A 17,897-nucleotide genomic window follows, 5' to 3' on the forward strand; every position below is an offset into this window, starting at 1 on the left:
GGTTTTTCGCATTTAAAAATGGCCTGGTACGGAATATCCTGCAATGGAGATATACAGTGGTATCCAATAACTTCGAATTATATCAGTGCTGATGCTTATAATGTAGACTGGTTTATATCGTATGATGCATTAGTAAGCGCCACAAATGATATTTATGTAAAGGTTGAGGATTTCGCCAACTGGGTTATAACGAGTCCTGTATTATTCCAGGTTTTAAAAGATGATGTACCTCCTTCCTATAATTTATTAGAAACAATAGATACAGAACGCTGGTATGGTAAAAAACAGGATTGGTTCGATAATTTTCCAGTAGTACTTTATGACTGGGGCGGATCTTTACTGAATGATATATATTATATGGTTTCCTATAATAATAATGGAATTACAGGCCAAACCAACTGGTTTCTGGTTACAAAAAACGCAAGGGTAGTAACCTTCAATGCTCCATTAATAATAAACTGGGAAGCACTGACCAACGGTTATAACGATATTATTATTTCCATGAATGATCATGCGTTAAACCAAACCACAGGAAAACTTTACACAATAAAAAAGGACACAGAATATCCTACATATAATAACAATATTAATAGCAATGATGTGCTCTATACATACTGGTATAGGGAGCAGCCTATAAATCTGACCGTTCAACTTGATACAAGTTTTTATGATTATAACTATTCTCTATTAAAATATGCGGATTATGTAATTATTAAGGATGGTTCGGACCCGATTAAGAATAATATATTCAATGTTACGACTTCGAATTACACAAAAAGAAAAAGTGTAGCCTGGAACAGTATGCAGGAGGGTACAAACAACGTTTTTATTAATTTTAGTGACAACGCGGAAAATGTTGTTACAGTCGGGCCGATTTTTATGATTAAGCGGGATACTTATCCGCCGTCATTGAATTTTTATGTGTCAACGCAAACCATCGATATCTGGTATAATACACCACCCCCGTGGTTCACAGGATTAACCGCGAATATTTTTGATATAGGAAATTCAGGGCTTAAAGATTTATTTTACAAAGCGAAATTAAATAATCAGACCGAATACTTGTCTCCCGAAGCTATTTCCAGGGATTTACATGAGGTAGCAGGTCTGTCGATCTCTTTGAATATGGCCTGGGATAATATATGGAACGGTACCAGCAATATTTATGTAAGAGTAAGAGATAATGCTTCGGTATTAATTGATCAGACGATTAATACCGACAATAACAATACGGTTGAACAGTCATTTGTTTTGAAAAAAGATATTATTTCTCCATCCATTATTGTGAGTTCGGCTTTCCAAAGCGATGATTCGAAGTTTTTAATATGGTACAGGATGCCCCCTGATTGGCTGACAACGATAGACATCCATTTTCATGATAGCGGATACTCTGATCTGCAGGAACTACAGTTCGGTGTAAGTTATAACAATTTGATGCACTGGTATGACATAACTGATAATAAAAGCCTGGGGATGTCGGATTTTCTTAACAATTGGCCTATTTCCTGGAATTATCTGGGAGATTGTCTGAATGAGATATATATTTCTGTTAATGACAGGGCAAATAACGTCACCAGAATAAGCCCGGCATTTTCTATAAGAAAAGATACAATTGTCCCTACATTTTCCAATGTTGAAGGGCAGGACTTGAATTCGACCAAGTTTACCAAATGGTATAAACAATTTGACCCAAGCTGGATGGCTACAGTAAACGTGGATTTCTTTGATCAGGGCGGCTCTCATTTAGCCATGATGACTTATATCGTCAGCTGGAACGGTAATAGCACTTATAATCAGGTTGTGATCTCAAACGGGACCGGATTAGGGCTGGACAGCTACAGGAATAACTGGGTTATAAGCTGGTCTATGCTGAGTAACGGCACAAATGATATTTATTTAAATCTAAATGACTTGGCCACGAATGTAACAACCAGCAGACTGTTTTATATCAAGAAAGATGAAATTGCTCCTACTCTTAAAATAAATGAAAACCCGGATGATCCCAAATTTAAAATATGGTACAACACAACACAATCCTGGCTAGAAGCCATCAATACAATCAATATCGGATTTGAAGATCTGGGCAGCTCCAATCTGAATATTATCCAGTATGGTGTATCATGGAACAATCAGCCGGTTGTCTGGTATGACATTGTGAGCAATATAGATACGGCAAATTATTATTCACCATGGACATTAAGCTGGAATAACCTCATCTGCGGCACTAACGATATTATTATTTCCATGAATGATCATGCCCTCAATAGAACAAAATCTTCCGTGTTGTTTAGTATATATAAGGATAATGTTTATCCTTCATATAATAGCTCTGTATCGGCAGATTTTACGCAGTGGTATCCAACAACACCATCCTGGCTTGCCGCGGTGAATATCAAATTTTCCGATACAGGAAGTTCCAATTTGAAAGATATGAATTACGGTATTTATAATCATACGTTGTCAACAATAAACTGGACATCAATTACCAAAAATTACGGAGGATCAAATTTTCAGAAGACCTGGCAACTCTATTGGGATACCTTAAGTTGCGGGACCAACAGCGTATTTGTATCATTTAACGATTTTGCCAATAATAACGTATTTTCCGAGGTTTTTTATGTTAAAAAAGATGATATAGCTCCACGTTTTGAAAACCGTGAAACCTCCGATATGTCGGTTTATCCAATCTGGTATAACAAAGAAAGCAGGGTTCCCTGGCTGCAGCATATTGATGTCCGGTTCAGCGATGAAGGCAGTTCGAACTTAAGGACTTTATATTATGGAGTAGCCAATAATGGTGAACTTAAAGCATGGTATGTGATAACTCAGGATTTATGTACTGTTTCATACAATGACACCTGGAAGATTAGTTGGGACTCACTATATGAAGGAACCAATAATATCTATGTGAAAGCTTATGACTGGGCGCAAAATGAAGTCAGCGGGTTTGTCTTTTATGTACTGAAAGATACTGAGAACCCAGTGTTCATGGACCTGGAAGACTTGGCTCATACAAAATATTCTTCCTGGCACAATAATACCTGGTTTAATCTAAACCCCACAACATTTAATTTTACGAATGTGATTTTTAACGACTATGGTTATTCAAATATCACCACGATTAGTTACTTAATATATGTAACCCAGAACCTGATAAATACATCAGTTATTACCACTAATTTCTTAAAACCAACGTATAATATACCCTGGGCTGTTAATTGGGGCCTGCTTACCAATAACGTGAACGATATAGTAGCTGTGATAATGGACAGGGCTACTAATGTCACTACCACCAGTGTATTATTTTCAATCAGGAAAGATATTGTTTCTCCATCGTATCAGATCAATGAAGTTAATGTGGACACACATAACTGGCACAATACAGCTCCGGACAATCTCAACAATATTGACATAGACTTTTCGGACAGTGGAGGGGCAAGATTGAAAGCACTGCATTATGTTGTCTCAAATAATCAAACGTTAACCGAATGCCCCATAGTAATTAACGATGTTAATAGTGACACTTATACCAATCTCTGGAGCATAGATTGGACGGCTCTGACAAATGGTATTAACGAGATTTTTCTCTCTTTTAATGACTATGCGGAGAACAAAATTATCAGCCCCAAAATACTGTCAATAAAAAAAGATATTATTTATCCCACGATTGTTTCTTTAATTAATTCTACAGACGCAATATTTAAACCATGGTACGGATTGCGTCCGGAACCTTATGTTTTCGATGCGTTAACAGTAAATTTTTACGATCAGGGAGGCTCGCATCTGGATAAAGTTTATTATCTTATATCTTCAGATACCGGCGTAAGAGAAATTCCTATATCGATAAATATCATCAGTGACAATTACACCAAACCTTTCAGCATAGACTGGAGCCAACTATATGACGCTACAAATGATATCTATGTGCAGGCGATTGATAATGCTACTAATAAAACCGTATCTGTGAAGTTATTTTCAATTCGAAAGGATACTGTGCCTCCTACAGTAAACAATCTGGTAACTCCTGATTTATGCAGTAAATGGTACAAAGCCCCGGCTGCGTGGATGAACTCGGTCAATGTCTGGTTCGATGATATGCAAGCTTCTGGTGTAAAAGATATTTATTACGGTGTTTCTTTTAATAATAAAACAGTCTGGAGAGCTATTTCCCTGAACGTTAATCAGCTTACATTTACCCGGAATTGGTCTATTGACTGGACGTTGATAACTAACGGTATAAATGAAATTTATATCTCAATAAACGATATGGTAAATAATTCTGCCAACTATTATCTTTTTAATATAAAAAGGGACAGCTTGACCCCGAATATGAAGTTAAATTTGTCTCCGACCGATACTGCTTTTATAGAATGGCACTCTCAGGCGTCGGCTACATTTAATAATATGGATATAGATTTCTTTGATGTGGGCAGTTCCAATCTGGGTGTTGTACAATACATTGTTCAGAACGGCGCTTATAAAAAGACCGTAACCATAACAGGCAATGTTATTCCGCTTGATCAGAATGATTATCAGAATATCTGGGCTATTTCCTGGAACATACTGACAAATGGAGTGAACGAGATTTATTTGTCCGTAAACGATATTGCCGGTAATCAGCTGGTAACCGGGCCGATATATTATGTAAAGAAAGATACAATTATTCCCACAATTAATGTGGATTCAAGTAATTTTACAGGTACTTATTTTTCAACATGGAGAAATCATCCCGAGGTTGTATATAATGACATTCCGGTACCTTTTAGTGATTACCTTTATTCACATTTAAATGTTGCCGCATATTCAGTATCAGTAAACGGTAAGATTTGGGCAACAACCGCTATTACGGGACTTACTTCTGGTGATCCAAGCTATCCAGGCGGCTGGCAAATTGATTGGTTAGATCTTGATAACGGAACAAACGATATTTATATTATTGTTACTGATAACGCCGGTAACGCCTCCAGTTCTTATGTCTGTCATATTCTGAAAGACATTATTTTACCGGATTTTGTGGACAACATGTCTGCCCATGACAGTGATTTTATCAAATGGTACAATACTACCCCCTCATTTTTGCCGATGGATATTGATTTTATTGACTACGGTGGTTCACAACTTAAAGCAGTGTCTTATCTGGTTTCCAATAACGGATATTATAAAGCTGTGCTGATATCACAGAATATTAATGTTACTACCTATGATATAAACTGGAAAATAGATTTTTGGGCGGACCTGATCAACGGCACAAACGATATTTGCATACTGGCTACGGATAACGCAAACAATACTACCAATAAATTGGCCAGGTCCATTTATAAAGATATAACTCCCCCGAATTATCATTATAACGGTTCCAATGGCAGCGACTATGATCGCTGGTATAATCGTCCTCCCACTGCATTGCTAACAATAAAGGACCTGGAAGTTACCGATAACGGGTACTCCAATCTGGACACACTGTCCTGGAGTTTTCTGAATTCTGTAACATCCAACACATATTTTCTGGCAAACAATATTAATCAATCGTCATACTCCACAACTTTTGATGTTGATTTTAATCTTCTGGTCAACGGCACCAATAATATTTTTATTTCGATGAGCGATCATGCTACAAATAAAGTAACCTTAAATGTTTTTCACATTTATAAAGATGATATTACGCCTTCTTTTGTGGTCACTTCTGCAATATATTTCCAGCAGTGGCTTACAAAAGACCCCGGTTGGTTATCCACAAAATTTATCAGTTTTTATGATACGGGATACTCCAATCTGGCAACAATTCAGATATCACTGGTTACCTTTAATTCAACTGTTACAACATCCTGGTTCCTGAATACAACCAATTACCAGTCTACAATTAATCCGACAATCAATTACAACAATTATCTGAACTGGTCAAACCTGCCCTGCGGAACAAATAATATTTATGTTTCAGTTTGGGACAGGGCTGGAAATTTAACAACAAATTTGGCGTTGTATATTAAAAAAGATATCTATACACCAACAATAAAAAGCAGTGAAAATTACACTGATATGCAGCATTCCTGGTATGATGAAAAATATACAATTTGGCATAATCAGAAACCTTTTACATCCGGTACACCAGGAGATTATTATTATCAGGATTTAAATATAATTGTGGGGGATACCGGTTATTCTTTATTGGATGATCTGGAGATGTTTGTATTGACTAACGGACAAACAACCTCTTCAATTTTAGCTTCTCAGCTTAACACAAGTCTGGTTAATCAGGTAACGATACCCTGGGAGACTTTAACCAACGGAGTAAATTATATATATTTCAGGGCTAGTGATAACGCGGGCTGGGTTACGGAAAGCCCGGTATATTTACAAATTAAGGTTGACACCATATCGCCCTCATATACAGTTGTCACTCCCGGTTTCGGTATTAAGGGGTTCAATGACTGGCATAGAGTAACACCTTCATGGTTGAACCAGGGGAATCTCACTGCACATGATGAAGGATACTCTAATCTCAATCAAATTTATTATCAGATATATAGCGAACAGGATCATTCAACCGGCAGCTGGGTAACAGTTGTTAGCGGCTATAATAGTCCTGACTGGACAACAGGCCTTCCTGTGGGCTGGAGTTCTTTGATGTGCGGAACAAATAACATTTATGTAAAAGTTCTTGATGCTGCTACCAATCAAACAGCTGGTTTTGCTTTCAAGGTACTGAAGGATGACATCCCGCCCTCAATTAATATAGGTGATATCGACAGCTATGATACACAGACCTGGTACAGGACAGGCCCTGGTTTCCTGCAAAATATAAATGTTTCATTTAACGATGTCGGAAGTTCCAATATAAATGCCATAGCTTATGGTGTGTTAAACAAAGCGTCGCAGCAATGGTTTAATCTAACCAGAGATGCTTCCATACTAACTTTTGGCTATTGGACTCTTCCCTGGAACAATTTAAAAGAGGGTACCAATGATATAAGAGTTATTATTTCGGATAATGCCGGATCTGTAGTTTCTTTGTCTTTATTTTCGGTTTTAAAAGATATCACTTCCCCATCATTTGTAGCGGTAGAAAATGCCGGATATGAGCTGGGCCTGAACGACTGGCACAAAGTAGCACCGGCCTGGCTGACCCATGTAAGTATAAATTGTTATGACACAGGGTCTTCAAACATAAACAATGTTTCATATAATGTTGTTCACCTTGATAACAACAGCAGTTCAGGCTGGTTGGGTGTGACCAGCAATTATTTGAAGGCCAGCTATCTGTCCGGGGTTTCAATTGACTGGAATGCCCTGCATAATGGCAGCAACGACGTGTATATATACATTGATGACCGGGCAAAAAATTCCACACAAAATTTTGTTTTTTCGTTTTTAAAAGATACTATTGCTCCAACTTACGCTGTGGGAAATATTTCAGCCTTTCAAAGCGGCCAATGGTATAATGCTCCTCCTGCGCAATTAATTAGTGTGGCCGTATCCTTTAGCGATTCGGGAAGTTCCAATATTAACGGTATTCAGTATGGTATAAGTATAAATAATATTGTCAATTGGAATTGGCTGACAAAAGACAATAATGTGGTCACCTACAAGTCAGGCTGGGCAGTGAGTTGGAATATGCTTACAGACGGGTTTAACGATATTTTGGTCAAAATAAGCGACAATGCGCGCTGGCAGGTTCAGAGCCCTGTTCTATTTCGGGTGCTTAAAGATACCATAATACCTTCATTCTCTGTTGCTGTCAGTCCGGTTAATTATAATCGCTGGTATAATGAAAAACCGGCCTGGATGAGCAGTATTCAAACAAATTTTTCAGACCTGGGCGGTTCCCAGTTGATGAAACTTGTGTACAAGATTGTCACTCCTGAAGGACATATTGACCGTATAATAAGTAATGATAATAACGCAAGCAACTATACCACATATTTAAATTTTGACTGGGCAGATCTGAGCAATGGCACTAACAATATTCTGATAAGCGCTAATGATCATGCCACTAACGTGACCGCTAACAACGCTTTTTATGTGCTTAAAGATGTGATAAAACCAGAGTTTCACATAACAGAGTCTCTATTACCGTTATATACAGCGGCTACCAGTCCGAATGTTATTGATTTTTTGAAAAGTATACCTGTAACCTTCAACGATGACGGAGGTTCAGGCCTGGCTACGATTTGTGTGGGTATAACCTATAATGCTCAGGATGGAAGTGTAAAAAAGACCTGGCTGAATGTAATATTCGGTGTAGGGGAAAGCGTATATACCAAGAAATGGTCTATACGTCTGCAGGATTTATACAGCGGTATAAATACCCTATCAATAGTGGTATCTGACCGGGCAGGCAACACAGTGGACAGCGGATTTTTGTGCGCTGTGGAAAAAATACTTACAGGAGATACTTTAAGCTATAACTATGTGGAAGGTGAATGTCCGGTCTGGGAAAACAGATTTTCCGAGACAACTCCCTGGTACAGCCAGGCTCCGGCCTGGATGTCGCAAATAGATTTGCGTTTTTATGATTTGTCCGGAGTATATGAACTACAGCAGATATATTATGGCGTTAGCAATAATCCGCATATGGATTGGCATCAAATAGCAGATTTGTCATCGCAGCGTCTTAGAGAATATAATCAGCCCTGGGCAATAGATTTCCAGACATTATATGAGGGTTATAATGAAATCTGGGTATCTTTTAATAACAATAATACGGACCCGAGTTTCAACAAGCTGGTTTCCAGTACCTATATGGTGATCAAAAAAGATACACAACCCCCTGCATTAGAAGGCGTGATGATAGATTCGGTAAATGTTTACAACGCCCTGCCGATGTGGCTGCAACCATACACGTTTACGGTAGTCAGCGACAATTATTCTCTCGTAAAAACAGTACGATACGGAATTATGTATGACGATGACTACTCTGAGGAAATGGGAACATCTATAAACTGGAGGCCGTTGACCGACAATATTAGCAAAGCTATTTTTCGCCCCACAATAAATATCAGTTGGGATGATTTGAAGGAAACCTGGAACTACATATGTATTTATACAGAAGATCATGCCCAACCCATTAATGCTTCGCAACCTATCGCTATTTTAGTAGGCAGGGATACTATGCCACCTAAAGCGCTGGTTTTTCCAAACGGTTATAAACAGGTTATTACCAGCCGTCAGGCCGATTCGGTTGTAATTACCTGGGATGACCCGGGTGATGTGGGAATAGCCGGAGTGTCTTATTTTTGTTATGTCTGGACCAATGATCCAACTTCTACAAATTATGGTATTGATAACAGACTGCCGAATACTGAGGCGGGACGACAATATATCGCCAGCGCAATCGGATTACCTGAGGATTTGTATTACTTTAAAGTATGCGCCATGGATAAAGCAGGAAATACCGGTAATTGGGTTATCGCCATGACCTATATATACGACACCAGGGCTCCTGCCTTGCATATATCAAATAGTGATATAGGTTATGGTATGAATAATAACATAGCCAAGCTGGATGATGGCCTTAATATGGGCATAACAGGACTTTATGATGTGGGCCGCGCCGGGATCAGCTATAACATGGTTTTATTAAATAAAGGAGACTGGCAAGATCCGATTGGGGATTCACATACGCATATCACTACCAATATATCCCGTTTCTCCTGGGATAAGGATACAGGGGGCAGTACAGAATGGGGTATTTCCGATAATGACGATCGAAACGCCAACATGTTCTACTGGATGTATAGAGCCTATGACAGGGCAGGTAATACAACAACAGATTATAGAAAGCTGGATAGTTTCAGAATTGATAAATTGCCACCGAATTTGAATTATTCCTATTCGGAATATGTAATTAATAGCGTTCCCTATAATGTAAGCAATATTAATGGCCAATGGACGTCGAAAAATCAATTTAGTTTTATAGCCCATACTAACGTACAGGACCAGGAAGAACCTTATTCCGCGGGATTCGCCTATTTTGGTGCCAGTTTTGGACAAAACAGTAATCCTGACGCATCTACAAATAATTTTTGGGAAGGCAGTTACTTAAGCGGCATGAACCTGACGAACAGCCGCAACATGTATTTCAGTACACCTGTACTAGAAAAAAAAGAAACAGGAATACAATATTACCTGGCTCTCAGGGCCAAAGACACTGTCGGGAACACTACTAATTGGCAACCTGTCGTTAATTTTTATTATGACGGGTTTGAGCCTGGCAATCCCAGAGACTTCAGGCTGAATGATGGTGTCGGTTATTCCAGTTCGAACGTGCTTACTTTTTCCTGGGTAGAAGCACTAGACAGAGGTGGATCAGGTATAAAACGGTACCTGTTCAAATATTTTGGAGTTGACGCTACAGGAGCGGTGGTAACATCTTCAGGGACTATAGTGATCCCGACAACTAACGGAACAGGAGTGCCTGGTTCTATGGTTTATACGTATGTAATTAATGTAAGCGCAGGCCTGGCTAATGAATATACTTATTATGGAGTGATAGCAGCTGAAGATAATGTAGGCTGGAATAGCACCAAGAAGTATACATCGGATTTTATGTCTTACGGATTGATGAGTAATACTGTATTAATGGACAATTTTAAACCCGACCAACCCAGAAATCCGAGAGTGCTTACCAAAACCGGTACTGACGCAACCTGGTCCTGGGGTATGCCTAAAGATAATGTAGCCGGAAAAACAGCCGGTTCAGGCATTGCCAATTACGAAGTAGTAACATATTGGTGGGATCCGGATACTAATGGGCCAGCGCCGGAAGACATGTTGCCAATTGACGCTGAGGCCATAGGCAGTACCATTAGTATGACCGAACCGACATTTGTTTATCCATTACCCGGGGATTTTACGTTTATCGCCTATGTGCGGGCAATAGACAAGGTTGGCAATGCCGGAGACTGGAAAAAGATAAGGGACCAGATAATAGATGACACTCCTCCTGAGAACCCGCCCTTGGCTAATAGTTCCAATATTACTTTATACTCCGTTTTTGCTAACGATGGTATCGGATCATATGTTAAAGTTAAACCGTATACCCAGGGAAATGTGAACAAATTTCATTTTATCTGGATGCCCGGACAGGATGATACTATCGGGATTAAAGGCTATGATGTAGCTTGGAAACAAGCAGGTCAATCTCCTGATTCCGGTTATACATTTACAACCAACAGGGTCACCTCATTCAGCATACCTGTAAATTCTGCACCACCGATTGTGACCTATAATTTATGGCTAAGAGCATCAGATTATTACAATAATACAGCCAATTGGCAGCTTAGCTTTGTTTATGGTTATCAGGGACCTCCTACGGAGCTAAAAGATATTCGACCGGCAGACCCTAAGTTTGTTACACCTCTTTTTATAAACCAGGATTACGTTACACAAACCGGATATCAGGCCAAGGTTAGTATAAATAATGGGGTTAATCTGGCAAGTTCAGAGAATTTTAACGTTCGTATCTATAAGGCTTACTTAAATGCTCTTATAACAATAAATGCAAATGGAGAAAGTCTGGAGATTTTAGCTACCAAACAAGCAGTAATTACTTTAAATAATCTTGAACCTAATTATCAATATTTCGTTAAATACAGGATAAAAAACGGTGACGGATCGTATTCTGCTTTTAGTAACGGGACAGAGTACCTGTTTATAGATACTCTTACACCTTCCGCTGTGCAGGATATAATGATCGCTGACGGTGAAGATTATGTAACTCAAGATACCGCGCAGGTCTGTTTTTATCCGGTCAGAGACGCTAAAGATGATAATGACAGTTACGCCGGTAGTGGTATAGATCATTATGAAGCCAGGGTATATTATTATACCGGGCCAAATGATCCCGGTACCACAAGTACAAGTATTCTAACAAATCCCAGTTATATTAAAAATAAAGGAATAGTATTGACTTTAAGCCATCCCGGAGGCGGTGTCTTAAAGGACGGATATAAATATGAAGTTAGAGTAAGAGCAGTGGACAGGGCAGGAAATTATGGTGACTGGAGCAATACCAGCAACTGGGTGATAATTGATAAAACCCCTCCACCCAAAATAGATCGTAGCATGATTAACATCTCAAACCAGCAAAATGTAGCGCATGATTTTTATACCGATAAATATATGTATATGTGGTCGTGGGGGGATAAGGGGGACGGGAATCCACCTGCCCCGGCCACATTCAACAGCGGTATACAACAATATCAGGTTTACTATGGATATACTAACGATCCGTCCAATTTAGGTCCAAATGATATATTGGCAACCCAGGTAGGCAATCTGAGAGTTGAGTGGGCCGGGTATAATATGTTCCATAAGACCAATAATAATATTAACGGCTGGCGAATAAATACTACCAGTGGAGGTTATCCGGGCGATATAAAATATTTCAAAGTAAGGGTCCAGGACTGGGCAGGCAACTGGTCTGTCTGGAGTGACCCATATATTACCAAAGTCGATTATTTCGCGCCGACTAATCCGCTTATTGTAAGTCCGGTAAGCAACGTAATTACAAAAAATATGAACTTCGCAATTTCGTGGCAGGCAGCAACCGATATAGGTAGTACCAGCAATATCGTTTACCGTGTAATTTTGTATGATCGGGATGGTGTGGCAAAATATAACGATGAATCAACCTGGTCAGCACAAACCCAAAAAACTTTTGACCTTACATCAAATATGAATGGTGGTCTGGAACAATATTTTTATGCTAAAGTACTTGCTAAAGATGAATTCGGGCATGAATCAGCTCAGAATGAGTATTTTAATAATAATTCCAGTAAAAGGCTGGATGCTGATTTATACACCAACTGGTGGATAATAGATAGCAGAAATCCCGGACAGCCTTTATCTCCGGTAGTGAGAAACACCTGGGTAGCGCCATATAATACAGAAGGAAATATTGTCTGGAATATAATCGGAGAGATGCTGGGTGATCGCGTAGCTGACCGTGATAACGTAATGTATTCGATTAACGGCTATGGTGTGGATGGTAATTTACGCGGTTACTTTTATTATGGGACATCACCACTTAGCACTTTTATTAACAGTTTGCCGGGTGGCTCCGACCGTTTTGATTCTCTAAGCAAGCTTTATAAAAACGGATATGTCTGGGATGACGGCTCGGATTTCAACGGTCTTGGTATTTCCAGTAACTATGCCGGCGCATATTTAATAAACGCTTTAACAAGTTATGGAGATATTGGTGGACAGGAACCGGTTCAGGGATCGAAGAGGGCTATAACTGACCAATTTCTTTATTACTATTACTATCATAGTAATTATGAATTTCAGTTAAGAGGGGGCTGGCCATACTATTACAGATATAGTTCCACAGAAAAAGCTTTAATAAAACAGCGTTTAAAGGATTTTATAGATGGTACCAACGGCAGAGAAAAGAGAAGTTATCTTAGCTTTTCTACAACTATAGACGACCTGAAAAATCGTAGTTCGAATTATGTATGGTTCTGGCGGGGAGCTCCGGATGGAGACTGGACTGCTTATAATAACTATAATGTTTTAGGCAGCGGTATCAGTTCCTGGAATGTATACAATAACAGCGGTTCCGTGCTCGCAACCAATACTTATAACAAAAATTATTATTACTCAGGCTCAATGGATAACGTTACAGCCGGACAGGATAAAATCAAACTTCAGGCTGTTGATAATGCAGGTAACAGGGGAACCACTTTAGATGCCGGCACAGGTTCACAAACAAGGATTCCCTGGGCTACGGACTATTACGCTCCAGCTCAATTCGCCCGCTGGGTAATAGCCCCGGACATAATGCAGGATAGCACCTGGATAGGCAATAACAAACTGAACATGATTTGGAGCGGTTCATTTACCTGGGGGCCGGACTTGCAATATAATCCCTGGAATGATCGCGGTGGGTACCTGGGAGTAACCAATAATAAAAATGGGAAATTTCAATATCCCCAAGAAGGTCTTACGCGTTTTCAGGTACAGGCCAGAGATGAACTGTATTGGGGCAGCTGGTGGAATTTATTTTATCTTTATTATGACGCTACACCACCAAATACACCGAATATAACATCTTTACCCAATCTGACAGATGTTGCTTATACAAGTACTAATTATTCATTTCTTTGGAATATAGCAAGTGATCCCGGTACGGGATCAGGTTTAAGAGACTACCATGTGAAGATTATTAATAAAGATGGAACTGTAGTAGATGAGAGATATTTAACGAATCGTTCTGTCATTATTAATTCGGATATAGGTAAAAGCGGCGATCAGTACCAGATTGAACTTCGGGCCAGGGATAACGCGCTGCTGGAAAGCGGTGAGGACCAATCCGGTAGATTATTTTTTGATAAAGAATCTCCCAAAAAGCCATCAAGGTTCTGGCCCAGCTCCGGAAAACAATCGGGTGACTATATTTGGAGCAACAAAAACAATAATAATTTATGGTACTGGACAAAACCCGATGACCCTGGAAACAGCGGAGTATTGAAATATCGAGTGGACATAACAGTTCAGGGCGTACCAAAACCCCCTTTGTGGAGCAATATTTCGAATAATATACGTTGTACGGACAATGTAAATACTTATGCGGAAAATAATATTATACAGGGGAGTTTAGTTGTTTATGATAACGCGGGAAATACCAGCGATGTGCTTGGCGCAGTCAATAATTTAAAAATAGATACACTGGCACCAGCAAAAGCTGCTGATCCAGGGCTACAGGCCGTGAATGGCTATCCTATTACATCCAAATATTTCGGGCCTGATGAACAGCCAACAGGTTCTGTATATATTTATGACAAGACAGCACAGAATTATTGCACAAAACTTGTTTTTTACTGGACCAGCGATTTATATACAGATTCGGGTAGCGGTATAGCGCGCTTGGAATATTATTGGGGACCGGACGCGGCCAAACAAAGCGGCAAAGAATTAAAAGCCTCTGACAGACGAGTCACACCGGATGCGGAAATTCCTTTGGGCGCTGAAGTGGCATATTACTTTAAGGTAAGGGCTCAGGATAACGCCGGCAACTGGAGCAGCATGAATATATTGCATACAACCGTTTATGATGGTAATGCTTTGGGTCCGGAAGATGTACATAACCAGACACGTATTTCTACCGATCGTCGTTACATGAATATTCCTACTCAGTCTTATACCTGGACAAAGGAATTTGATTCGTCCGGGGTTTCAGCGTTTGTAATACAGGTTTTTTCTTCAAATGTCATATTAAGTTCTAACGCTTATGGCAAGCCGGATGTGTTAAAAATTGTATCTCTTAGTTACTGGGTGCCGATACCAAATGACGGAGCGCAGATTACATACAACCTTTATTTCAATCCCACGTATTGTTCCAGCAGAGACTATTACATCATGGTGGCAATGGAAGATGGAGAGACCAACAGATCAATGTACGGAAATCAGTCGGAATACGTCTGGCTGGATTTTCAGGCTCCGGAATACATACAAAGACCGACCATAGACAGTAGCGGACTGAATGTGTTCGTTACTTCTATAAATACAGGGGTAACATGGAACTGGCAGGAACCGGGAGATTTAGGAGGAAGCGGTGTCTGTTCCTATAATGTTTCCCTGAATTATTATGTGTCAAAAAATTATTATTCACAGGTTAATATCGCCAGTAATAATCTTGTACCGACTGCCGCGGTAAATTCTTATAATTTTTCACTAACTTTCAAGGATGACGTATATGCTTTTTACGTCTCGGCAGTTGACAGGGCAGGGAATATATCTACACCTTCCGAGGGACAGTTATTTTTGGTTGATACGACCAAACCGAGCCTGAATTTGCTTTTACGAAGCAGCTCCAATGCATATAATTATTCACGACCTTTTAAGGGTAAACAATACTATTTGATAGACGGTAACCAGGTTACCTGTTCCATATATCTGAAGGATTATTCATCAACTCAAACTGGCAATATCGGTTCAGGTATCGCCAAGATACAATTTGATCTGTTTGAACTACAGTCTACCAATAATGAATCGGGATATTTTATAACATCTAATCCATATGTTCCCTCCTTTAGTATCAATGGCATAACCTTTAATTTCGGTATACCGATAACGCAGGCAATTAATGCGACATTAACAAACAATGCCATACATATTTCGCAGAATATCGGATTAGCTCAGTTCAGTATGATCAGCGCAGATATTGTTTGTTCCGATAATTATCTCAACTTTCGGGGAGTAGTTGATTCGACAAATATTCTGCCCGACAATGCAATAAACTTTGCACTATCGGAAAATTATACGGGGTTTTACTGTCTGCTAATGACCGTTGCCGACTGGGCGGGGAATATTACCACAAAAGCTGTTTATATTTACGAAGACATTAACCCACCCAGCATAGACGCGTCTTTTTCAGGGATACTGTATTTAGGTAAAGACTTTAAGGTTTATATTAAAACACCGTCCGGAGTTACCGGCAGTATCATTCCCATTGGAACATTCCCAACAGTATTCAATCCGGAAAATGATACAAACTACAGCTGGTTCGCCGACGAAACCAACCGCATACCGCTATTCCCTATTGGCAATAACCAGTACAGTGATACTCAAAATTTATTAACACTCAAAAAAGGCCTTTTCTATCCTTATGTGGAAACGAGTACTAATAATTGGGGGTCTGATTTTATTGTAATTTCGGCTAACCAGAAATTTTATATTAAAGTTTTTGATCAAAAAACCACTGAAATGGGTTATTTCCAACAGTCTAACACTATTAATGCTCGTTTTGCCGAGTCTTGGGATTACTCCACTATGACCCTAACAGCTAATGAGCAAACTACAAACAAGCTCAAATTTAACGGGATAGCTTTACAGGGATCCAGTTATAGATTTATTAACGCTGTTCCCGCTGATGTTATTGATTCAACATTGTTCCATCTTTATAGAAGTAAAAATCTAAGAGATAGAATGTGGGATGATACCAGAGAATTGGTAGAAATATCCATAAATGCGGTTGTTGAGGGGGCCCCTTTGCAATTGGCCGCGATGGATCTGGGCAACAATGTGGCTACGATCAGTTTTCAGAACGTATATTTTTCCAAGCCAATTAATTTGTATAGTGCTCAGCGAGTGGGTTTAACATATGAGTCATCACATAACTACAATTTAAGAAACATCAACTCCCAACAGGATTGGGGAGATTATTCCTATAAACCTGTAAGCGTTAATGGTATCTATCAGATCGACACCGTAAATATTAATGTAGACCTAGATGTTATTTTGAGCGGTGATGTACACAGTCTGCGCGACTGGAACCAGAGACCTATCTTTTTATCCACGGCTAATTCTACCATAAATGTTCTTGCGGGCTTGAACGCCATTAATCAGAATAATCCTCTGACAATTAATGTAACAACCGTTAATTACAAATACAGCGGTAAATTTTTTATACAGAACCTGAATTTGTCCGGAGAAGCCGGCAACTATTATACGCCACTGGAAAAAAGCACGAATTCGTTTGTTTCTGTAAATATGCCGAATATTTATGGAGATAATTATGTATCGCTGCGTATTCAATACTGTTTTGATGATCAATATCCGAGTATCACATACAATTCAATATATCAGTATCCAGACTTCACCACATCTAACCGGAAAAAACTTGGAGCTTTAACGCTTACAAGCAACATCCTGTATATCGAAGATATTGATTCCCCTGTCATGGAAGTAAATATGCCGTCATCTTTTGTCAGAAGTGTTATACCATCAGAAATGCAAAGGTACAAGGAAATACTTTGGGTAGGCGTTAAAGATCTTTTAACAAAAGCCAACTGGATTTCCAAGAATGCCGCGGGTGTGACCATGAATGACAACCCGGTCTCTGGCGCTGGCCTTTCGAGCACTCCATTCCGTTACAGGATAATTGACAACGGTTT

General features: G+C 39.4%; 1 protein-coding gene (running past one end of the window). It reads left to right on the forward strand.

What is annotated here, in order from left to right; genetic code table 11:
* The first annotated feature begins 18 nt into the window (after nucleotides 1–18).
* Nucleotides 19–17,897, forward strand: the 5' end (the start) of a protein-coding gene (locus tag PHV30_01650; protein MDD5455717.1) for a hypothetical protein. The gene runs 18,565 nt beyond the window's last position; 17,879 of the gene's 36,444 nt are visible here — the first part of the coding sequence; its start codon is at nucleotides 19–21; its stop codon lies off the right edge, out of view.

Source organism: Candidatus Margulisiibacteriota bacterium, assembly GCA_028715625.1.
GTDB lineage: Bacteria > Margulisbacteria > Riflemargulisbacteria > GWF2-35-9 > GWF2-35-9 > JAQURL01.